This window comes from Methanococcoides orientis, from assembly GCF_021184045.1.
GTDB classification, from domain to species: domain Archaea; phylum Halobacteriota; class Methanosarcinia; order Methanosarcinales; family Methanosarcinaceae; genus Methanococcoides; species Methanococcoides orientis.
This window is the reverse complement of sequence record NZ_CP073710.1, coordinates 2,210,890-2,232,171: the sequence shown is the minus strand read 5'-3', so window position 1 is coordinate 2,232,171 and position 21,282 is coordinate 2,210,890. Positions and strand designations below refer to the sequence as shown.

18 protein-coding genes are annotated in these 21,282 nt (G+C 45.2%); 9 read left to right on the top strand and 9 right to left on the bottom strand.

Translation table 11 applies throughout. The features are described from left to right. Positions 1–63: 63 nt before the first annotated feature. Positions 64–990 carry a ribose 1,5-bisphosphate isomerase gene (locus tag J7W08_RS10855; protein WP_233084462.1) on the top strand — a complete coding sequence of 309 codons (927 nt, stop codon included), beginning with the start codon at positions 64–66 and terminating at the stop codon, positions 988–990. A gap of 72 nt (positions 991–1,062) precedes the next feature. Here the strand turns inward: J7W08_RS10855 and sppA are convergent, their stop codons facing one another. Continuing rightward, positions 1,063–2,307: a signal peptide peptidase SppA gene (gene sppA, locus J7W08_RS10850; RefSeq protein WP_233084461.1), complete on the bottom strand. Its 1,245-nt coding sequence runs from the start codon at positions 2,305–2,307 to the stop codon at positions 1,063–1,065. Between the two features lie 130 nt (positions 2,308–2,437). Here sppA and metG point away from each other — a divergent pair, with 130 nt between their 5' ends. After that, positions 2,438–4,483 carry a methionine--tRNA ligase gene (gene metG, locus J7W08_RS10845; RefSeq protein ID WP_233084460.1) on the top strand — a complete coding sequence of 682 codons (2,046 nt, stop codon included), beginning with the start codon at positions 2,438–2,440 and terminating at the stop codon, positions 4,481–4,483. Positions 4,484–4,605: 122 nt separating this feature from the next. Here metG and cyaB read toward each other — a convergent pair whose 3' ends face one another. Genes cyaB through J7W08_RS10820 form a run of 5 tightly spaced genes read right to left on the bottom strand, consistent with a single transcriptional unit; the run spans position 4,606 to position 8,555 of the window. Beyond that, the gene (gene cyaB, locus J7W08_RS10840; protein WP_233084459.1) at positions 4,606–5,124 is read right to left on the bottom strand and encodes a class IV adenylate cyclase; all 519 of its coding nucleotides are present in this window, start codon (positions 5,122–5,124) and stop codon (positions 4,606–4,608) included. A 1-nt stretch (position 5,125) separates the two neighbouring features. Further along, entirely contained in the window at positions 5,126–5,515 is a 390-nt protein-coding gene (locus J7W08_RS10835; RefSeq protein WP_233084458.1) for a Zn-ribbon domain-containing OB-fold protein, read from the bottom strand. Between the two features lie 6 nt (positions 5,516–5,521). Beyond that, complete coding sequence (locus J7W08_RS10830; protein ID WP_233084457.1) at positions 5,522–6,694, bottom strand: acetyl-CoA acetyltransferase; 1,173 nt, start codon at positions 6,692–6,694, stop codon at positions 5,522–5,524. Positions 6,695–6,705: 11 nt separating this feature from the next. Beyond that, the gene (locus J7W08_RS10825) at positions 6,706–7,755 is read right to left on the bottom strand and encodes a hydroxymethylglutaryl-CoA synthase (RefSeq protein WP_233084456.1); all 1,050 of its coding nucleotides are present in this window, start codon (positions 7,753–7,755) and stop codon (positions 6,706–6,708) included. Positions 7,756–7,814: 59 nt separating this feature from the next. Continuing rightward, on the bottom strand, positions 7,815–8,555 hold the full coding sequence (locus tag J7W08_RS10820; RefSeq protein WP_048193489.1) for a helix-turn-helix domain-containing protein: 741 nt from the start codon (positions 8,553–8,555) through the stop codon (positions 7,815–7,817). Positions 8,556–8,677: 122 nt separating this feature from the next. On the opposite strand from J7W08_RS10820, the gene J7W08_RS10815 reads away from it, so the two are divergent. The 4 genes from J7W08_RS10815 (at position 8,678) to J7W08_RS10800 (ending at position 14,218) form a co-directional block, all read left to right on the top strand. Continuing rightward, a complete protein-coding gene (locus tag J7W08_RS10815; protein WP_233084455.1) occupies positions 8,678–9,499 on the top strand; it encodes a CRISPR-associated protein Cas4 in 822 nt (273 codons plus the stop codon). Between the two features lie 53 nt (positions 9,500–9,552). Next, on the top strand, positions 9,553–11,454 hold the full coding sequence (locus J7W08_RS10810; RefSeq protein ID WP_233084454.1) for a phosphoadenosine phosphosulfate reductase domain-containing protein: 1,902 nt from the start codon (positions 9,553–9,555) through the stop codon (positions 11,452–11,454). A 72-nt stretch (positions 11,455–11,526) separates the two neighbouring features. After that, a complete protein-coding gene (gene purH, locus J7W08_RS10805) occupies positions 11,527–13,143 on the top strand; it encodes a bifunctional phosphoribosylaminoimidazolecarboxamide formyltransferase/IMP cyclohydrolase (protein WP_233084453.1) in 1,617 nt (538 codons plus the stop codon). A gap of 283 nt (positions 13,144–13,426) precedes the next feature. Continuing rightward, the gene (locus tag J7W08_RS10800; RefSeq protein ID WP_310742494.1) at positions 13,427–14,218 is read left to right on the top strand and encodes a helix-turn-helix transcriptional regulator; all 792 of its coding nucleotides are present in this window, start codon (positions 13,427–13,429) and stop codon (positions 14,216–14,218) included. Here J7W08_RS10800 and J7W08_RS10795 read toward each other — a convergent pair. After that, the gene (locus J7W08_RS10795; RefSeq protein WP_233084452.1) at positions 14,205–15,137 is read right to left on the bottom strand and encodes a UbiA family prenyltransferase; all 933 of its coding nucleotides are present in this window, start codon (positions 15,135–15,137) and stop codon (positions 14,205–14,207) included. The two genes, J7W08_RS10800 and J7W08_RS10795, sit on opposite strands and share 14 nt — an antisense overlap. 373 nt (positions 15,138–15,510) lie before the next feature. Here J7W08_RS10795 and J7W08_RS10790 point away from each other — a divergent pair, with 373 nt between their 5' ends. After that, complete coding sequence (locus tag J7W08_RS10790; RefSeq protein ID WP_233084451.1) at positions 15,511–15,921, top strand: hypothetical protein; 411 nt, start codon at positions 15,511–15,513, stop codon at positions 15,919–15,921. Between the two features lie 62 nt (positions 15,922–15,983). Continuing rightward, positions 15,984–17,339, top strand: coding sequence for an MATE family efflux transporter (locus tag J7W08_RS10785; RefSeq protein ID WP_233084450.1), 1,356 nt, complete (start codon positions 15,984–15,986; stop codon positions 17,337–17,339). A 54-nt stretch (positions 17,340–17,393) separates the two neighbouring features. Here the strand turns inward: J7W08_RS10785 and J7W08_RS10780 are convergent, their stop codons facing one another. Together J7W08_RS10780 and J7W08_RS10775 are read right to left on the bottom strand one after the other, a co-directional pair. After that, positions 17,394–18,263 carry a class I SAM-dependent methyltransferase gene (locus J7W08_RS10780; protein WP_233084449.1) on the bottom strand — a complete coding sequence of 290 codons (870 nt, stop codon included), beginning with the start codon at positions 18,261–18,263 and terminating at the stop codon, positions 17,394–17,396. Between the two features lie 201 nt (positions 18,264–18,464). Further along, entirely contained in the window at positions 18,465–19,457 is a 993-nt protein-coding gene (locus J7W08_RS10775) for an aspartate-semialdehyde dehydrogenase (protein ID WP_233084448.1), read from the bottom strand. 255 nt (positions 19,458–19,712) lie between these two features. Here J7W08_RS10775 and gpmI point away from each other — a divergent pair, with 255 nt between their 5' ends. Further along, positions 19,713–21,263: a 2,3-bisphosphoglycerate-independent phosphoglycerate mutase gene (gpmI, locus tag J7W08_RS10770; protein ID WP_233084447.1), complete on the top strand. Its 1,551-nt coding sequence runs from the start codon at positions 19,713–19,715 to the stop codon at positions 21,261–21,263. Positions 21,264–21,282 lie beyond the last annotated feature (19 nt).

Below are 21,282 nucleotides of genomic sequence, written 5' to 3'. Positions count from 1 at the left end.
TTTGATATAAGAGAGGCGGATTTGACATCAATATATAAATGCATTAACTCCCAATGTATCTTTATGCAGCAATTACTTGACACCGCAGAAAAAATAAGGACAATGGAGATACGTGGAGCAGGAAGGATCGCCGAAGCTGCCTCTGCTGCACTTCGTGATTACGTACTAAGCCTCAAGGTCACCAACATAAAAGATTTTAACAAAAAAGTGGATGAGGCAGCAAATATCCTTATCCAGACACGACCCACCGCCGTATCCCTTCCAAATGCAGTGCAGATCACAAAGCGCCACGTTTCTGATGATGTGCCCGGAGCACGTGAAGAGATAATTCACAACGCAGAAGTATTCCTCAAACAGGCAGGAGAAGCTCTTGAAAAGATGGGAAAGATCGGTGCTAAAAGGATACATGACGGAGACGTCATAATGACACACTGCAATTCCCATGCAGCACTTTCGGTTATATCCACAGCCTTCAAGCAGGGCAAGGACATCTCGGTAATAGCAACCGAGTCACGCCCAAGAAGGCAGGGATTGCTTACCATAAGGGAACTGAACGATTACGGCATCCCCACAACATTGATAGTGGATTCTGCGGTAAGATATTCCATGAAGGAGGTCGACACCGTAATAGTTGGTGCTGATGCAATAACCGTGAATGGTGCCCTTGTAAACAAAGTAGGAACATCACAACTGGCACATGCCGCACACGAAGCAAGGAAGAATGTCCTTAGTGTTGCTGAAACTTTCAAGTTCAGTCCGAACACGATACTTGGTGACATGATCGACATCGAAGAAAGGTCAGCAGATGAAGTAATCGACCCGGCGATCCTTGCAGAAATGCCAAATGTGAAGGTCAAAAATCCTGCATTCGACATAACACCTGCCGAATACATTGACATGATAATTACAGAGGTCGGAGCATTCCCCCCACAGATGGCCTACACCATCATCAAGGAACATCTCGGATGGGAGCTTTCCAATATAGGATAAAAGTGATCAATAGAAGATCACTTTACTTTTTTCAAATAACTTCAGAACAAAAACAGAAAGATTGACCGCCAATCACTCGACGATCACTCCAACCGGACTTTCCTCATAATAACTTGCCAGTTGTTTTACAGTATCTTTAGAGAACGTTTCCTCTGTGCCGAAAAGTATGCTCGAAAGAGAAGGCCTGTTAATATAGTATACTGTAGGCTCACCTTCGATTCCGCCAAGCTCTGCGGCTGCGTCAATGGCATCGTACAGATTGCCAAAGTCATCGATCAGCCCGATCTCTTTTGCTTCCACAGCTATGTAGATGCGACCATCGGCAATATCCTTAACCTCGCTCTTTGTCATATTACGGTGCTCTGAGATACTGGTAATGAAAAGGTCGTATACCTTGAGAACGACAGTGTCAGCATACTCTTTTTCATCAGAGGTAAGGCCTCTCCAGTCGCCACCCATATCCTTGAACTCACCGGATTTGGAGATGTAGAAATCTATTCCCTCATTATCGTAATATTCCGACCGGTTCGTGTAAACTCCGATCACACCAATGCTTCCGGTTATCGAAGAAGGGTTTGCCAGTATCAGGTCTGCAGGTGCAGAAATATGATATGCAGCGCTTGCAGCCACATCACCCATGGAAACAACTACCGGGATACCCTGTGCCTGAACATTCTCGATCTCAGTTATGATCTCCTCTGCTGCTGCCGGCGATCCGCCTCCGCTGTTCACTCTAAGCACTATGGCCTTGACGCCTTCATCGGCTGCAGCTTCACGCAGGCTGTTGCATATATCCTCAGATGTTGCGTACCCAAAGCCGGAGGGAAGATTACCTGTCAGCATGGTTCCCTGCACATAGATAACTGCAACCTTATTGTCAGAAGTATATATCTCGCCACCGAAGGACAGGTAAATGACTGCAAAGCTACCACCGATTATCAACAGCAATGCGGTAAACAATGCAACATATTGCCATTTGTGGCTCTTTTTCGGAGAAGAAGGAGTTTGTTTAACCTGTTTTTCTTCCTTTACGCCCATTGCTTCCTTTGGAGGTATTGTTGATCCCCCTTCATTAACCTCCACAGGAGGATTATATGCCACAATACCTTCTTCCGTAGACTCAACCGATGGTACAACAACATTGTCCGTCATGCCACCATCCTCATGAGCATTGTCCAGGATCTCAGTGTAATCAGGTTCCGGAGTCATCTCAAATACCCCCAGATCCGGCACCTCCTCAGTGGATTCTTCCAGGACTTCATCCAGAAGGTCTTCATTATCATCTTTTAAATTAAAAGGTTCTTCACTATTGGTCATCCAATACCTCTGATATATATTGTAGATTGACCTGAACATTCAAAAAGCTTCTCTTGTTGATAATATAAGCGAAATATATTTTATTATTGTAGACCATGCAAAAGGAAACTAATGATAATGGAGATAAAAGATGTCCAAATTCCCATCCAATGAACCAGTCCTCGTAACATGTGGGCTGCCATATGCAAATGGAAAGGCACACGTCGGCCATTTGCGTACATATATCCCAGCGGATATATTCACAAGATCCCTCCGAAAGACAGGACAGGAGGTCACTTTTGTGTGTGGTTCCGATACGCATGGAACACCCATCGTATTCAACGCTGAAGAGTTGAACACCACACCTAAAGAACTGATAAAGATATACCACAAGCATTTCGATGAGACTTTCAAGGAAATGGGCGTGATGTTCGATGCATTCGGCACAACCGATGATCAAACAAATCACGACCGCACTACTGACATTGTCAACAAGCTTATAGAAAACGACTATGTTTTCCCAAAGACCATCGAGATCGCATATTGTCCTTCATGTGACCGCTTCCTCCCGGACAGGTATGTGAAAGGAACATGCCCGCACTGCAAGGAAGAGGCAAGGGGAGATGAGTGCGACCAGGGATGTGGAAAACATCTTGAACCGGGAGAACTTGAGAACCCGACCTGTACCACATGCAACGGACCTGCCGAATACAGGAGCCAGGAGCACTTTTTCTTCAAGCTGTCCGAGTTTAAGGATTTCCTTATAGAGCACCTTGAAAATCTCGGAGGGACCCTCAATGCAAGGAACTATGCCCTTGGATGGGTAAAACAGGAACTCACCGACTGGTGCATCACAAGGAACCTTGAATGGGGAGTGCAGTTCCCGGGACATGATGATCTTGTGGTCTATGTATGGGTGGATGCACCTATCGGTTACATCGCATTCACTGAAGAGTGGGCAGAAGCAAATAATGAGAGCTGGGAGAAGTTCTGGAAAGAAGATTCCCGCATCGTTCACTTCATCGGCGGAGATATCATATACCACCACTGCATCTTCTGGCCTGCTATGCTCAAAGGTGCCGGATACACCCAACCCTGGGCAGTTGTTGCGTCAGGAATGGTGAAGATAGAGGACAAGACGTTCTCAAAGAGCCGCGGATACGTCGTATGGGTAGGAGAAGATTATCTGGACCATGGATTCCACCCGGACCTGCTCCGTTACTACCTCGCAAGCTACACATCCCACACCAAGGAACTGAACTTCTCATGGGAGGTATTCCAGGACAAAATCAATACCGAACTTGTAGGTGTTTTCGGAAACTTCCTGTACAGGACACTCCTGTTCACCCATAAGAACTTCAAGGAAATCCCTGTAGGTGAGATCAAGCAGGAAACCCTGGATGAGATCAATTCAACCATTGACGCTGCAAATGAGGCAATGGAGAACTATGAGTTCAAGAAATATGCCGACAGCGTAATGGCACTGGCATCATATGGAAACAGCTATTTCCAGGCCAACGAACCATGGAAGCTCATCAAAGAGAATAAGGAAGCATGCGGCGAAGTTGTTGCAAACTGCATACAGCTTGGAAAGGCACTGTGCCTGCTCTTTGAGCCGATCCTGCCAAGCAAAATGGAAGATGCATGGAAGCAGGTTGGAATGACAACAGATGTGCATGCCGCAGGATATGCTGAAGCCACAGAACTTGTTAAGGCCGGTACACCACTTGAGAAACCATCCATCCTCTTTGAGAAGATAGAGGATGAAAAGACAGAACAGATGGAAGCAATCGCATCTGCAAGAGTTAAGGAAGCCATTGCAAAAGAAAGTGGCAAGGAAGAAAAAGAAGAACCAAAGGAGATGAAAGAACTGATCACATTCGACGACTTTTCAAAGCTTGACCTGAGAATAGGAACCATCGTTTCTGCTGAAGAAATAAAGAAATCCAAGAAACTGCTTAAACTGCAGGTCGACCTTGGCGAGGAAGAAGCACGCCAGATCGTCGCAGGTATCAAAGAGTCACACTCTCCGGAAGAATTACCCGGCAAGCAGGTTCTTGTACTTACAAACCTCGCACCTGCAAAGCTCTGCGGCGTGGAGTCCAACGGCATGATACTTGCAGGAACCGATGAGGACGGTAAAGCGATCCTGTTGCAGCCTGAGAAAGGTACCAATGCTGGAAATGGCATAATGTAAATTTAGAGATCAGCAAGTCAACATAAAGTGAATTAAATTACAGGTGCGAGGAAAACTTCAACACCAAATGTGAAGTTGATCTCGAACCTAAATTAAAAAAGAAAGGAGAAACAACTCTCCTTTTAGTTCTCCATCAGCATCTCAAGATAGGATGTCCTGATGGAATCCTCTTTTTTTATCCCGATGCTCTCAAGGAACTCGAACAACCGTTCCCTGTGAGAATCAATATCCGAATCTGCAACGGTTTCTACTTCGACGAACTCACCCAGGCCTTCAACTGAATCAAGGCAGATGGTGATATCGTCGTATCGATAGATATCCCGTGTTTTTTTCACAATACCGGATTCAAAAAAACCAAGGGAGACAAGAATGCCCTTTGCTGCCGTCCCGTCCACAGGGGTCTCGAATTCCTCCCTTGTCTTGGAGACACTGTCAAGCTTCCTGCCCTTGTAGGTCATGCGCGTGCCGCCGTTGACACTGCGCAATCTCAATGCTTCGTCAGTTTCTGCAAAATCACGATGAGGTGCATTGTAATACACATCAAGGTGATCCTCAGTTCGGACCTTGAGTGCGCCCATCCCCAGGATCCTGTTCAGGACAGGACCATGGTCGGCACGCACCTTGATCTCGATCTCTATCATCTTATGCAGGTACGTATTTAGTTCCGTAATAGATCATACCATTGTCACCGCTCTCACCGAGCTTTCTGAACACTGGCTTGACCTTCATTCCGATATGCACATCCTCAGGGTTGCAAACTATCTGGCTTGTGAACCTTGGACCCTCATCCAGCTGAACGATAGCAAGCACATAAGGAGCCTGATGTTCAAAACCTTCTGCTGCTGTGTGAATGATAGTGTAGGTCACGATATCTCCGGGGCCGGAGAACTTGTGAGGCTCTATCTCACCATCACGCCTGCATTTAGGGCATACGTTACGTGGGGGATAATAGTATGAATCACAGGTCTTGCAGTGCGTTCCAACCAGATTATACCTGTTTATCTGCTTTCTCCAGAATCTTGCTACAGACATCGAATATCACCTCTCCCTCGCTAAAATGTGTACAACTGCTGTCGCGCCGGAACCTCCGACGTTGTGGGTCATTCCTACCTCAGCACCGTCTACCTGACGTCCGCCAGCCTCGCCGCGCAATTGCTGTGTGACCTCCACAACCTGCTTGATACCGGTAGCACCAACAGGATGACCACATGATTTCAGACCACCTGAAGTGTTCACAGCTACTTTGCCGCCAATTGCTGTTTCTCCATCTTCGGTCATCTTTCCACCCTCGCCTTTCTTTGCAAAGCCAAGGTCCTCGATAGCACATATCTCAGCAATGGTGAAACAGTCATGGACCTCAACAAGGTCAATGTCAGCTGGTGTCATCTTTGCCATCTCGAATGCACGCTTGCCTGCTGACACGGATGCATCCAGTGTTGTGATGTCACGACGGTCATGCAGTGCAATGGTATCGCTTGCCTGTGCTGTTGCTTTTATGTAAATAGGAGTATCTGTGTACTCATGTGCAATATCCGCAGGAGCCAGAACAACTGCCGCAGCACCATCTGTTATCGGAGAGCAGTCGAATATGTGTAATGGATCTGCCACCATGATAGAGTTCAGTACACTGTCCACGGTTATAGGGCTCTTGTACTGTGCAATAGGGTTCATGGAACCATTCTTGTGATTCTTGACCGCCACAGATGCCATCTGTTCACTGGTTGTGCCATACTTGTCCATGTGCATCCTTGCGATCATTGCATAAAGACCCGGGAACGTTGCACCCATTATGCCTTCCCACTCACGGTCTGCCGCTGCTGCCAGAGCTGAAGAAGCTGCTGTGGATGAAACATCGGTCATCTTTTCAACACCTGCTGCCATCACAATATCCTCATGGCCTGAAGCAACTGCCATAACGGCCTGCCTGAATGCAAGGCCACCTGAGGCACAGGCTGCTTCCACACGTGTTGAAGGAATATGAAGGTCCAATGACAGACCTGAATAATCAGCGATCAAAGCACCAATGTGCTCCTGCTCAACAAACTGACCCCCACTCATGTTACCGACATACATGCCATCCAGCCTGTCGCCGCTAACTCCGGAATCCTCAATAGCTCCGATACCTGCTTCCACAACGATATCCCTGAAGGAGCGTTCCCACATCTCACCGAACTTTGTGTTCTTTACACCAATAATTGCTACATCTCTCATATCAACACCCCTCATCCGAGCCTGATCTTTCCTTTATGCTTGGCATACATTGCATAGTCCATATAGATCGGATCTGCCAGCAGTCCTTCAACTGTAGGTGCTGCATCGCGTACCTCATCGATCTTATCGGTCACTCTGAAACTGAAGGCATCTCCGCCAGCTCCTGAACCGAATGCTGTTGCGAATATCCTGTCACCTGGTTTTGCCTGGTCAAGTGTTGCGGCAATACCCATCATACATGAGCCGGAGTATGTGTTGCCCAACCTTGGGACGACCAGACCGGGTTTGATCTGCTCTTTGCTGAATCCCAGCATCTTGGCGACCCTTGAAGGGAATTTACCATTTGGCTGGTGGAAAACAGCATTATCATAATCAGAAGGTGATGTACCCATCTTTTCCATCAGACCCTTTGCAGCACCACTTACGTGCTTGAAATATCCCGGCTCTCCGGTGAACCTTCCACCGTGCTCAGGATAAGGCATACCCTCACGTCTCCAGAAATCAGGGGTATCAGTAGTAAATGAGTAAGTATCCTCAATAACTGCTACCATCTCAGATTCCTTGTTACCGATGATACAGGCGACACCACCTGCTGCTGCAGTGTATTCCAGTGCATCGCCAGGAGCTCCCTGGGAAACATCGGCACCAATAGCCAGTCCAAGATCTACCATTCCACTGGAGACCAGACCCATACATGCCTGGATCGCAGCCGTACCTGCCTTACAGGCAAATTCAAAATCAGCTGCAGTCATAACTGGTGTTGCCTCAATAGCCTCAGCCACAATAGTACTTGTAGGTTTTACAGCATAAGGGTGGCTTTCAGAACCCGTATAAACGGCTCCAATACGTTTGGGATCTAGGTTGTTTCGTGCTACTGCGGACCTTGCAGCCTCCACTGCAATTGTAGCAGTGTCCTCATCCATGTCAGGCACTGATTTTTCATTTACCATCAGACCTGCACTGAGAATATCTGCGTCATCTCCCCATACACGGGCAATATCTTCTACTTTTATCCTGTATTTAGGAATATAAGCACCATACGAGACAATCCCTACACTCATTTTTATTCACCTTTTGATGTATTAAAAGTTTTCAAGATATATCCAAAAGAGATACTCTTTCACTCGATTATATGATACTGGCTGTACTTTTTCAGGACATCCACCAGTTCATCAATATCCATTGTCGTTGCAAGAAGTGGTATCCGATCTATCTCTGCCATCTTCCTGGCCATCGGATCGACCTGATTACCCCTTATTCCGTGAATGACCACTGCACCTGGTTTCAGATTCGTGACGCGGATAGCCACCATTGGTGATTTTCCGGTGGAAACCTTTGTGAATATCATTGCACGTTCGGTGCTCCAGCCATACAATTTCTGGAACTCATGGGATGAAAGCTCAAGAATTGCCTTTTTACTGTCCACAACAGTGAAACCGTAAAGCGGCTTTTCAACTCCTTTGTTCACAACATCTGCTTCGATCAGGGTTGCAAGCTTTGCAAGCTGTATAGGATACGTATACTCATACGTGGCATACACTGCCTTGGCGCCCGGATCCGTATAAAGCATACCTTCATAGCTATGGATCTTCTGTCCACCTTTGGAGGTATCTATCTCCAAAAGTGCATCTACGATCTTGCTTACAATAAGAGTACCAGGAGATTTCCTTCTGCCACTTTCATAATCACTTATCACAGAAGGGGATACACCAAGATAACCAGACAGATCGGTTTGGGCAATATCAAAGTTCAATCGCCACTTCTTCAAAGCCTCTCCGGGCTTCTCAGATAAAGTAATCTCACCTGCCATCTTTTCAGCCAGACGCTGACGGATGTTCTCATGGGCCATATCTTCGGTCATGCTTCGTTAGTCAAGAGGAGGAATCTGCATATATATTTAGCGAATGGTATTACGACAATTGACGAATAAAAATCCTTATGTTGTTCAAGTATTTATAAAATGCCGATAATGTCCTATAAATCATGCCCTTGATAAATCTCAAACTGCATGCAAATGTTTCTGAACTGACCCTTTACCTGAAGTGTCCCCGCCAAGTATACTATGCATACCGAAACCATAAGCTTGCCCCAGAGATAACTCCTGAATACCTCGAGCACATGATGTTAAAGGAACTTTCTCTTGGATATCCGGATGCTATTGAGAGAACTACGGATGAGAAACAGAATATCCATGACGAACTTAACATCGAAATGGAACGAGTAAAGGCCGAGCTGGAACTAATATATTCTACCGAACTACGGGACCTACCTCACAAAGTACTGGAAACTGCTGAAAATATTGTTTCTGAGCAGATCGACAGCATTGCTGCGAACCTTTCGGAATCTATCAGGAAACATGGCCGGGAAGAGATCATACAGATGATAAGACCATGTCGTACAGAGCCAGTGCTGCATTCTGATAAATTGAAGATGACAGGCATACCTTCTGCAATCGTGCACTACAAAGAAAAGATGGTACCACTTAGTATCAGAACAGGCAAATACCCGGATTCCGGCGTTTGGGCAAATGACAGGATCCACATTGCAGCTATTGCGATGCTTCTCGAGGACAACTACGAGGATAGTGTCGAGCATGGTTTTGTACAATACGCAAGACATGGGAATATCCGAAAAGTTAAGATCAGACCAGAAGACCGCCGACAGGTCCTGAAGATACGAAAGCGTGTTGACACTATAAAGGAAGGTATCCTGCCTGAAAAGAAAGAAGGGCCTATCTGCAAATATTGTAGTTTTGCAAAATTCTGCACTACTAAGAAGTCATCCCTTGCTTCCAAACTCTTTTGAGAAGGTTACAGCACCCAAAACCTATTTATGCATTCTTCCAGTGACCATCTACGATGTCAAAACCTGTATATCTTGGAAAACTGCTTCTCCACTGGTGCAGTAATTGTAATGTACCCGTACTTGGGAAGAAATGCAGTTGTGGAGAGAGCACTCAAAAGGTAGAGGTCACCCCTCCCGGAGATATACGTCCGGCATTCCAGTACGATATAGATAACATCAATGCCGTTTCAATGAAGCAGTTCAACGCACCGCTTATACCGGAAGGACATCTTGTTGTGATGAACAAAGCCCCATACGATGACAGGATGGAAGAGATCATCGTTGATGGAGAAGTTCTCGCAAGCATTCGTTTTGAGATAGAGAAACTCCAGTGGGTACTATTGCCAAGACTGCCCGGCGCAAGACGTCTTTTCGAAGGGAAGGACCTCAAAGATATGAGAGGATGGGTCGTACTGGACAGCGGAGCTGTGAATTTCATATTAAAGGGTGCAAGCGTACTTGCACCGGGAATCGTTGATGCCGACCCTGAGATACAGAATTCCGATGAAACGGTCGTACTTACCCCCGAAGGAGATATCATCGCTGCCGGTCGAGCACGCATGTCAGGTGCCGATATGCTGGAACACAAGCGTGGTGTCGGAGTCAAGACCCGCTGGAAAGGCAAGCCTGAGAAACTGAACGTTCCGGAAGGTGGGCAGACCTGGGACGATGCCGTAGAGGCAAACTCGGAAATCCTCGATCGTTTTGAGGAGAAAGCACATTCATTTATCAAAAACGTCAACGAAACCGTTAAAAAACCGGTCACGGTCTCATATTCCGGTGGCAAGGACAGTCTTGCGGTACTACAGCTGACAAGTGAATGCCTGGAAAATTATGATCTTCTCTTTGCAGATACCGGACTGGAATTCCCTGAAACCATCGAAAATGTAAAAGAGATCGAGAAATTATACAATAGACCACTCAGGACAAAAGATGCAAAGGAAGCATTCTGGGACAGCGTTGATAATTTTGGACCGCCATCTGTGGAAGCACGCTGGTGCTGCAAGGTATGTAAGCTCGGCCCCATCACACAGATAATCGAAGAGAACTACGAGAACGGATGTCTCACTTTTATCGGCCAGAGAAAGTATGAGTCCGATGCCCGGGCAAAGAGCGAACGTGTGTGGAAGAACCCATGGGTAGGAAACCAGGTGGGTGCATCCCCAATACAGGACTGGACCGCAATGCACGTCTGGCTTTATATTTTCAAGACAAAGGTACCATACAACGTGATGTATGAACGCGGTTTTGACAGAATCGGATGCTGGCTGTGCCCGTCCTCATCACTGGCAGACATTGTGCGTTTAAAGGAAACACACCCACAGATGGAAAAGAGACTTAATGACTACCTGCTGGAATATGCAGAACGTATGGGACTCTCAAAAGAATGGGTGGACCACGGATTGTGGAGATGGCAAACCCTGCCGCCTGCCATTGCAGAAGTGGCAAAACAGAAAGGGATAAATATCATACCAAAGAGCGAAGTAAAGGGCGACCTGAACTTTGCTGTGACCTCCGGATACAGGCCATGTCGCGAAGGTGGAATGTCTGCAGAAGGTAGTTTTGGCATTGCACTTGATATGGAACTTATTGAAAGCACCGGACAGCTTCGTGCTGCCGGAAAGCCTGCTTATATTGAGGGAGTGGCTTCAGTACAGCATGAAGATGACCGTGCACAGATCTTTGCCTCAGGAACTATCACTGCAAGAGGCAATGACGAGAAGAGTGCACGCAAATTCATGACCAATGTGGAAAGATCTGTCAGACGTGCCCTGAAATGCATGGGTTGTGGCGTCTGCGTGGGGAAATGCCCAAACAACTCCATCACCATCAAGGACGAAAAAGCAGTCATTGGAAAAACATGCATCCACTGTGGCGCCTGTATTGACATTTGCCCGATCGTGAAATTTGGCTGAAAGGACCAATGTACCACATTGGCCAACCAGAACGTTTATACATAATATATAACAACATAATTTGGTGATTTTTTGGTAAAAAGAGCACTGCTGAGCGTCTCTGACAAAACTGGAATCGTAGAGTTTGCAAGAGGACTGGAGCAACTGAACATAGAGATCATATCGACTGGCGGAACTGCAAGGATGCTCCGTGATGCGGGTATTGAGACTACCGATGTCTCAGAAGTGACAGGATTCCCTGAAATGATGGGAGGCCGTGTAAAGACCTTGCATCCAAGGATACACGGTGGCCTTTTGTGCCTTAGGGAAGATGCTTCACACATGGGAGAAGCAGAAAAGGAATCAATAGAGCTTATCGACATGGTTGCAGTCAACCTCTATCCATTTGAGATAACCATCTCAAAGGAAGGTGTTAACCTGGAAGAGGCGATCGAGAACATCGATATTGGCGGACCTACATTGTTACGTTCTGCTGCAAAGAACTATTCATCTGTTGCCGTAGTATGCGACCCCGATGATTATGGACATATCCTCAAGGAATTAAGATCATCCGGTGTTGTTTCTGACCAGACAAGGGAAACACTTGCAGTAAAGGCATTCCGCCACACTGCGGACTATGACAGCACCATTGACACATACCTGAGCAAAACACTGCTTGGAGAGGATGTTCTACGCATGAACTTCACAGATGGTGTCAAACTGCGTTATGGTGAGAACTGGCACCAGGAAGCAACATTTTACAAAGAGAAGGGAATTGAAGGTCCTGCACTCTCAAATGCAAAACAACTGCATGGAAAGGAGCTTTCCTATAACAACTACGTTGATGCCGACAATGCACTCCAGACCATCAAAGAGGTCGGGAACAAGAAACCAGCTGTTGCTATTGTCAAGCACAATAACCCCTGCGGACTTGCAACTGGAAATACCCTTACTGAAGCATTGCAGCATGCATGGGACGGCGACCCAATATCCGCCTTTGGCAGTATAATCTGTACGAACACCGTATTCGACATGGAATCCGCAGAATTCCTCAAAGGAAAGTTCGTCGAGATCATTCTGGCACCTGGATTCGAGCATGATGCACTGGAATACCTGAAGGAAAAAAGCGCAAACCTTCGCTTGCTTGAGCTTCCACAGTTCAATGAGAGCTTTGATACAGATAGCACATACAAGTATGTCATTGGAGGCATGCTGAAACAGCAAAGGAACATCGGCCTCTACGAGAAATGGGACTGTGTGACAGATGCACAATACCCTGAAGAGAAGCGGGAACTATCAGAGTTCTGTATCGCTGCCTGTAAGAGTACAAAGTCAAACTCTGTAACTCTGGCATATGAATATAGTGAAGGATGTTTCGTGATGCTTTCCATGGGTGCAGGACAACCAAACCGTGTTGATTCCATCCGCAAGCTTGCAACCACAAAAGCAAAAGAGAACCTTGAAAAGATCTATGAAAGGGAAAAGCCGGATATGCCCTTTGAAGAGTACTGGGAATCCATACTTTCCGAATGTGTCATGGCATCAGATGCTTTCTTCCCATTCGACGACAGCATAATTCATGCTGACGAAAGCAACATCAGATACATCATATCCCCGGGCGGATCGATCAGGGATGATGAGGTCATCACCACTGCAAATCGCCTGAACATATCCATGGTCTTCACAGGAATGAGACACTTCCTGCACTGAAAGACAAAAAAGAATGTGTACATAACTACACATTCCCTTATTTTTTGTATCCTTTGATTTTTATGGAGTTAGCTAGCCCAATGTGGTTTCAAATACGTCTAATTGTATTTCAGTAAAAATATTAGAATAATAGATTACAAATAAAACATATCGATATCATGTGACCTCACAATGATGAGGTCATATGAATTTCACATTTGTGACCCCATCAGCAAATCAGGAATATATAAATAAGATTTCCTAAACTATATATACAATTGATACACAATCACCCATGGAGTTGATGCAACTGAAATCAACAGGGCTACTAAGCATTTTAACATTTTCTGAAAAACGAAAGGACCTCCTGTTCCTATTAGAAAAAGGACCACGATCATTATCCCAAATAAGGGAACATTTTAACGTCAGTTCTCCAGAGATCTCACCCCGATTGAAAGAAATGGAAGCTGCCAACTTTATCTACAAGGATGAAAAAGAGTATCACATAACCCCCATTGGCAGAGTTGCAGCCAAATACCTGAGACCACTGGTCGATACACTTCACTCAATAGAGAAAAATGAGGCATTTTGGAAAGAACACATCCTGGAAGGCATTCCACAACACCTTCTTGACAGAATATGTGAACTTGGTGAGTGTTCCATCCATGAAGAAGGTCTTGAGAACATATACGATTCCCACAAGATATTCATTAATAGTATTGCCGAAGCAAAAGAGGTCTACGGAGTTTCATCAATATTCATACCGAGCTATCCGGAATTTTTCTCAAACCTTTCAAAGAACAACGTACCCACATCCCTTATATTAACAAGGAACGTCTTTGAAAAAGTGAAAAATGAGTACACCGAAATGATGCAGAGCTGTTTGGATTCAGACACAACAAGGCTTTACCTTATTGACAATGCGAAGGTTGCATTCGTCGCAACTGACAACTTCTTTTCCCTGTCCCTATTTTTCAAGAATGGGAGCTATGACCCACAAAGAGATCTGGTAGGCACAGGAGATACCATTGCAAACTGGGGAAAGGAACTCTTTGAGCATTACAAAAAAGAGGCAAGGGAAATTACATCCCTGTAAATGCCTTTAATCCTACCACCACACTTGATTCACCATCTACAACGAACAGGCGCTTGTGCATTCTGCCCTTTGACTCATTTTCCGTAGGTACTGTGAACCGATGTATGCAGATCATTCCTGCGAGGAAGCTGTAGACCAGAATAATAGGCTCATAGGCAATGGTATCTGAAAGTATCAAAAGTCCCAGAAGAGAGTGCGAGAACAGATGCATGCCCAGCAGGAGATCACGGGTCCTTTGTGGACCAAGACTCACTGGCAGAGTCTTGATGCCTGCAAGAGCATCACCCTTAATGTCCTTGAAGTCATAGACAGATGAATTAACAAAAAGTTTGATCCCAAAGAAAAGGAAAACTGCGATCACAGGGAAAAGACTCTCAGCATACCAGCCTGCAATACCGGCAATGAAGGCACCCCATGTTGTACCCACAACAAGATTTTTTACTCCAAGACCACCTTTTAGTTTTAAATGGTATTTGCCGACCTTTAGCCCTTTACTGTAAAGATAACCGGTAACAAGAGGAAGGAATGCGAGAAGTAATATTCCATCGAGGAACAGGAAATAAGCACCTGCTAAAAATGCAAGCAACGAAACGAAAAGTGCTACATCCCTTCTCGCACCTGTAAGCTCAGACCTGTTGACAGCATCTTCTTCAGAATCAAGTGCACGATCCAGTGTATATACTGCATAGACGACCAACCCACCTGCAACACAAGAGAGAAGATTGAATTGCATCTGGAGCAGAAGGAAAGCAAGATATATCCTCAAAGCCCCTGAAATTGAAACCAGCGTGGAACTGTTCAACAGATGCAGGGTTGGCCATAGCCTAGAAATGTCCGGGAGAACTAAGTGATTGCTGCTATTGTTGTTGTTTTTCGGATAGCTTAACTGAGTTGTGGAAATTACTGTTTTTTCAGCCATGGGTATAATAGTAGTGGACTTCCAGATATTATTAAAGTAAAATATGATTATACCATTGGACTAATTTAGACCACTCAACTAAGAAATAACTAAATCACTAATATATACCCTTGGAAAAATAACTACCAATTGTATTACACTATCCGGATGAAGTATCTGGAAAGGATCTGAAAGAGCAGAAAAACGAAGATTTCGGGATGGTCGAATGAGTTATTGAATGACCAAATCCTGATAACTCAAGAGGCTGAAAATGAAAAACTATTGTCCTTCAATCCCGACAGAGATCACAAACTATACAGATAGAAATCAGTAGAGAAACACCAGAACCTGCTACAAGGAATCCTCCAACCCGAAGAACATGTGGAAACTAAAGATGATGGATATACGATCTCGATCAAACGGTCCCTTTGAACCATCCGGAAACGTACTATTCAGACCTAATTCACATTACTGGACTGATACAAATGGCCTGAACATACACATCGGCTCCTGCGACACAAATGTGATCGGACATTCAAGAGAAGTAGTAAGCAAATTTATTTCGAACATATTTATACAGGAATTTCCCGAAATGGAATCTGCAAATGCCAGAACTTTTGGCTATGATCTTGCAGACGAGATCAGCATCTTAGACCATATAGCTCCCGGAAAGGACAGCCCCAGAAAGATCAGGATCGAGTGGTCATCCATGGCACTTGTTTTTTTCTACAATGAGATACAGCCCAATGAGACCATACCCCTATTGATAGACGATCGATGCCACAATATCCGTAAAAAGAGATAATACGGAACTGTTTTATAAGGTGTTTTCTTTCTCACCACCAAACCTTTTCGAGGAAAACACCAATGAACCCCAGAGCCCGGATGCTTGCAGAAGAAAGCATCTCAAAGGTCCTTTTCAAACTATCAGTGCCAGCAACCATAGGGATGGTAGTTCAGGCACTTTACAACCTCGTGGACACAATATTTGTCGGAAGAGCACTGGGGACTGAGAGTGTACAAGGAATAGCAGGTATTACAATAGCATTCCCGATCCAGATGATAATAATGGGAGTTGCACTTACAATTGGAATTGGAAGTGCTTCCATAATATCGAGAAGCCTTGGTTCAAAGGATTACAAACGTGCTGATATTGCACTTGGGAATGCCATATCTGCAATACTGGCACTCAGCATACTTATCACAGTACTGGGAAGCATTTACATTGTACCCCTTCTGAAACTGTTCGGCGCTACTGAGACAATCCTGCCATTCGCATTTGACTATACGAGAATAATATTGTACGGGACGATCTTTTTTGCATTCTCAATGACAGTCAATAATATAGTTCGCGCAGAAGGCAATGCAAAGGTTGCCATGCTGACAATGCTCATATCTGCCGGACTGAACATAATACTAGACCCTATATTCATCTTCGGCCTTGATATGGGAATAGAGGGTGCTGCCATCGCAACAGTGATATCTCAGGCAGTCAGCGCCATCTATCTGGTACATTATTTCAGAACTGGAATGAGCAGCCTGAACTTTCATGCAAGTAACCTCATCCCTCATTCAGATGTTTTCAGAGAGACAATTACCATCGGAACATCCTCTTTTGCAAGAAGTGCATCAGGAAGCCTGATGATCATTGTAATAAACAATGCACTGGCGATATACGGAGGAGATATACCCATAGCGGTCTTTGGTGTTGTCAACCGCCTTTTCATGTTCACATTTATGCCAATGATAGGCATAGTGCAGGGATTGCAGCCTATTGTAGGATTTAATTATGGTGCTAAAAACTTTGACAGGGTCATTAGCTCAACATCACTTGCCATAAAGGTCACCACCGTAATATCGATGGCAGGATTCCTGTTACTGTTCCTATTCCCATCCCAGCTGTTCAGCATCTTTACCACAGACCAGCAATTGATAGACGCAGGCAGGTCTGCCACACGCATCATGGTGCTTGCATTGCCATTTGTCGGATTCCAGATAGTAGGAGCATCCATCTACCAGACACTTGGAAAAGCAAGACCTGCATTCTTCCTTTCCATCAGTCGACAGGTCCTCTTTTTGATACCCCTGGTATTGATACTCCCCCAATTTTACCAGCTGAAAGGAATCTGGATAGCTTTCCCGATATCCGATAGCCTCTCATTCCTTGTGACATTCGTAATGCTGGCAAAGGAATACAGCGCTTTTAAGGACACCATTGCATGATACAACGATGGAAGAACTGAACGTCAGCTGTTGCTATCGTTGCCATTATTTTTGTTACTTTTTAGTATTGTTGTTGTGGTTATTGCTGCTGTTGTCCCACCACATCCTGACACGCATCGTATCACCAATGTGCAGGATGGAACCATCCTCGTTCCGGGGCAGGACCGTACCCAGATATTCCCTCAGGATCTCTAGTTTTCCAGGAGTGTATGCCCTGTAGTGTGGAATGTAGTGTTTTACAGCTTCCTCCAGTGAAGAGAAGAACATACTTCGCTCTATCGGAAACACGTTCATGTTAGGATAGATGCCCATATCGTAGAGAACGTTGTACATTATGTTGCACTTGGGCGAGCTGTGATATTCCTCATTGTGAAGGGCAGGCCATATGGCACTATATTGTTTATCCCAGGAGGTTTCCCCTGCAAACCAGTAAATATAGACAGACCCGCTGGAAACTGCCTGTATCTTTTCAAAGGCCTGCCTGATATCTGGAACGCTCAGCGAATAGGAAGCAATGACAACATCATAGTCATCCCCCACCTCTTCGATATCGATGTCTTCCCAGCCTTTGTGTATGCATCGGATGTTGTCGATGTTCATCTCATCAATATTTTCCTGCAGAACGGACATCATACCATCAGAAGGTTCGACAGCAACAACTTCCCTGACACGCTTGGAGATAGGAATTGCAAGTGCCCCTGGTCCTGAGCCTATATCAAGGACCCGTGAATCCGGTTTAAGGTCAATCTCACTTAGAGTATGCTCTATCCTGGCAGCGCCTTTGTCCCTGGACATTTCCCAGTACCTCCTGGCACTTTCTTTGGTCTCCCAGATATCCACCTTTTCCAATGACCCATCCACTTCATTATAGAGTCTCATCTGTTCCTTCCAAACTTCGTTCCAGTCGACGTCCCTGATATCCATAGACAAGAATATGGGAAGTTATCAAAAAAAGATTTTGCTCCATAAAAAGAGGAGAATATTCAAGAAAATTCAAATATTCAGAAGAGATGAAACTTAGGAAAATGAGTATTAAGGAGAACAAGATTAAACCGAAAAAGAAGAGTAAGAGGAAAGAGAACTACGTATGAGTTCCCTTAACCTTAGCAAATACAAGATCCTTTGTTAAAGTTTTTCAGCTATCTGCACAGCATTCAAAGCGGCGCCTTTGAGGATCTGGTCACCACATACGAAGAACTCTAGACCGTGGTCACCGAATACAAGGTTCTGCCTGATTCTGCCAACTTCCACATCATACTTTTTGGTGGCAGTCAGTGGCATCGGGTAAACGTTGTTCTCAATATCATCTTTTAGTTCAACGCCCTCGATTTCGCCCAATAATTTCTTTGCATCCCCAGGTGAGATCGCCTTTTCGGTCTCGATCACTATGCTTTCCCCATGTACTCTCATTGTAGGAATCCTTACACATGTGCAGCTGATAGCTATATCAGGTTCACCGAATATCTTTCTGGTTTCCCAGACGACCTTCATCTCCTCACGGGTGTAATCGTTGTCCTGGAAACTGTCGATGTGCGGAATTGTGTTAAAGGCAATAGGATGAGCAAAGACCTCGTTCTTGACATCCTTGCCTTCCAGATAGTTTCTGGTCTCCTCGGTCAGTTCGCTCATTCCTGCAGCTCCGGCTCCACTGGTAGCCTGATAGGTGCTGATGATGACCTTCTTCAGACCATACTCCTTGTGGAGGTTGTACAGAGGAATGGCTGCAATGGCAGTCGTACAGTTAGGATTGGCGATAAGCTTAGAGTCACCGATAGCATCAGTATTGATCTCAGGAACAACTAATGGCACCGCATCATCATACCGGAATGCACTGCTATTGTCGACCACGTAGCAACCTGCATCTGTTGCCTTTTTGGCATTCTCCTTGCTCCAGCCCCCGCTGATCGCAAAAAATGCAATGTCAAGCTGTGAATAATCTGCCGAGCCGGCATTTTCAATAGTGATGGCACCGAAAGGTGTCTCGATCGTTTTACCTGCACTTCTCTCGGATGCATAGAGCCTTAAGCTTTCCACAGGAAAGTTCCTGTCATGAAGAACTTCGACGATTTCCCTGCCCACTGCACCAGTAGCGCCCATAATTCCTATCTTGTAACTCATTTTTCTTCATCCATTAGTTACTGAGAGTCCATGAAAACCCTGAGTTTCTTTATTAGCATCAATTATTATGAAATTGTGTGAATATTGCTTTTGGAAATCTCAAATTTGCCCAAATTGGTCAGCAATTCCACTTGTAAGTCCGGATTCTGCTATATATCATACATATAGAAATAGCCTATCCTTGTTTTTAGCTACATTATCGGAAATGAAAATAAAATCCGTGCATTTAATTATCATCAATACATTCTAACCCCCATGAAATTAACTAAAAGACCACTCCTTTTGATGATACTGGACGGCTGGGGATACTCACCGGAAGATAAAGGAAATGCCATCGCACTGGCTGACACCAGCAACCTTGATCATCTGGTAGAGGAGTATCCAGATACGATACTCAGTGCTTCGGGAGAGGACGTCGGGCTTCCTGAAGGGCAGATGGGGAACTCAGAGGTAGGGCACCTGAACATAGGAGCAGGACGTGTTGTTTACCAGGACCTGACCCGTATCAACCGGGATATTGTCAACGGAGATTTCTTCAAAAACCCTGTGTTGCTGGAAGCTATCAATAATGCAAAGGAGAAAGGTTCAGCCCTTCATTTGATGGGACTTTTTTCATATGGAGGAGTACACAGCCATATGGACCACATGCGTGCACTCATTGAATTTGCGAAGAACAAAGGACTTGACAGGATCTACATACATGCATTCCTTGATGGTCGCGATGTTCCGCCAAGAGCAGCTCTTGAAGATATGAAAGAGCACGTCAGGCTCTGCGAATCCACAGGGTGTGCAAGAACAGCGACAGTCGCTGGAAGATACTATGCAATGGACAGGGATAACCGCTGGGATCGTGTACAGGCAGCATATGATGCCATCACCCAGGGAATAGGATTTCAGTCAAAGGACCCGGTATCCGCGATTTCAGAAGGTTACGAAAGAGATGAGGATGATGAGTTCATCAAACCTACGGTGATTGTCGATGAGAATGGAAAACCTGTTGCCACGATCAGAGATAATGATTCCGTGATATTCTTCAATTTCAGGCCTGACCGTGCAAGAGAGCTTACATACGCCTTTGTAAACGACGATTTCGATAAATTCGAACGCAAGGTGCATCCTGAAGTTCACTACGTATGCATGTCCGAATATGATGAAAAACTGACAGTGCCCATTGCATTCCCTTCAGAGGAACTTAAGAACACACTCGGAGAGGTCCTCAGCAAGGCAGGGATAAAGCAGTTGCGCATTGCAGAAACTGAAAAGTACGCCCATGTAACATTCTTCTTCAACGGAGGAGTGGAAAAACAGAACGAAGGTGAGGAAAGATGCATGATCCCATCGCCAAAGGTTGCTACCTATGACCTCAAACCTGAAATGAGTGCATACGAGGTCACCGAAGAGCTCATCAAAAAGATAGGATCCGATGATTATGACGTGATCATACTGAATCTGGCGAACATGGACATGGTCGGACACACCGGAATAATGGAAGCTGCCATCAAAGCAGTGGAAGACGTTGATGATTGTGTTGGAAAGATAGTCGACCGTGTCTTGAAAGCAGGAGGAGAGGCCATGATAATGGCTGACCATGGAAATGCAGAAAAGATGGTCGATCACTCCACAGAGCAAGGACACGTCCACACTGCACATACAAGTAACCCGGTTCGCTTTGTATATGTTACAAAGGACAAAGGAATTTCACTATCAAAGGGCAGGCTTTCGGATGTAGCCCCCACCATCCTGAACGTCATGAACATAGAACAGCCAGCCGAAATGACAGGTCATTCCCTGATAATAAAAGAATAATCAGAAATGCCGTAACTAA

Coding starts and splice junctions, on each gene's coding strand:
- J7W08_RS10855 (WP_233084462.1), top strand. CDS start 64: ATGCAGCAATTACTTGACACCGCAGAAAAAATAAGGACAATGGAGATA.
- sppA (WP_233084461.1), bottom strand. CDS start 2,307: ATGACCAATAGTGAAGAACCTTTTAATTTAAAAGATGATAATGAAGAC.
- metG (WP_233084460.1), top strand. CDS start 2,438: ATGTCCAAATTCCCATCCAATGAACCAGTCCTCGTAACATGTGGGCTG.
- cyaB (WP_233084459.1), bottom strand. CDS start 5,124: ATGATAGAGATCGAGATCAAGGTGCGTGCCGACCATGGTCCTGTCCTG.
- J7W08_RS10835 (WP_233084458.1), bottom strand. CDS start 5,515: ATGTCTGTAGCAAGATTCTGGAGAAAGCAGATAAACAGGTATAATCTG.
- J7W08_RS10830 (WP_233084457.1), bottom strand. CDS start 6,694: ATGAGAGATGTAGCAATTATTGGTGTAAAGAACACAAAGTTCGGTGAG.
- J7W08_RS10825 (WP_233084456.1), bottom strand. CDS start 7,755: ATGAGTGTAGGGATTGTCTCGTATGGTGCTTATATTCCTAAATACAGG.
- J7W08_RS10820 (WP_048193489.1), bottom strand. CDS start 8,555: ATGACCGAAGATATGGCCCATGAGAACATCCGTCAGCGTCTGGCTGAA.
- J7W08_RS10815 (WP_233084455.1), top strand. CDS start 8,678: ATGCCCTTGATAAATCTCAAACTGCATGCAAATGTTTCTGAACTGACC.
- J7W08_RS10810 (WP_233084454.1), top strand. CDS start 9,553: ATGTCAAAACCTGTATATCTTGGAAAACTGCTTCTCCACTGGTGCAGT.
- J7W08_RS10800 (WP_310742494.1), top strand. CDS start 13,427: ATGCAACTGAAATCAACAGGGCTACTAAGCATTTTAACATTTTCTGAA.
- J7W08_RS10795 (WP_233084452.1), bottom strand. CDS start 15,137: ATGGCTGAAAAAACAGTAATTTCCACAACTCAGTTAAGCTATCCGAAA.
- J7W08_RS10790 (WP_233084451.1), top strand. CDS start 15,511: ATGATGGATATACGATCTCGATCAAACGGTCCCTTTGAACCATCCGGA.
- J7W08_RS10785 (WP_233084450.1), top strand. CDS start 15,984: ATGAACCCCAGAGCCCGGATGCTTGCAGAAGAAAGCATCTCAAAGGTC.
- J7W08_RS10780 (WP_233084449.1), bottom strand. CDS start 18,263: ATGGATATCAGGGACGTCGACTGGAACGAAGTTTGGAAGGAACAGATG.
- J7W08_RS10775 (WP_233084448.1), bottom strand. CDS start 19,457: ATGAGTTACAAGATAGGAATTATGGGCGCTACTGGTGCAGTGGGCAGG.
- gpmI (WP_233084447.1), top strand. CDS start 19,713: ATGAAATTAACTAAAAGACCACTCCTTTTGATGATACTGGACGGCTGG.